This is a genomic window from Salinivibrio costicola subsp. alcaliphilus, assembly GCF_001996185.1.
Lineage (GTDB): Bacteria > Pseudomonadota > Gammaproteobacteria > Enterobacterales > Vibrionaceae > Salinivibrio > Salinivibrio costicola.
This window is the reverse complement of the sequence record NZ_MUFR01000239.1, coordinates 1-210: the sequence shown is the minus strand read 5'-3', so window position 1 is coordinate 210 and position 210 is coordinate 1. Positions and strand designations below refer to the sequence as shown.

Annotated in this window: 1 protein-coding gene; it reads right to left on the bottom strand. The window is 55.7% G+C overall.

The features are described 5' to 3' along the window. Positions 1 to 14: 14 nt before the first annotated feature. Positions 15 to 210: transposase domain-containing protein (locus BZJ21_RS16030; RefSeq protein WP_131826373.1), on the bottom strand; the 196-nt coding region annotated here is incomplete at its 5' end.

Below are 210 nucleotides of genomic sequence, written 5' to 3'. Positions count from 1 at the left end.
GTAAGCGGGTATTTCTACCCGCCTGGTGATTGAATGGGCGCTTTGTTATAGGGCAATAAATCGCTGACATCACAGCTCTCTTCTCGCTGAGGTAGCTCTGTCAGTACATGGCGCAGGTAGGCATAGGGCTCCACACCGTTGGCACGACAGGTCAGCATGATACTGAACCAGACGGCGCTGGCATTCGCCCCGCTTTGGGTGTCCGCGAAC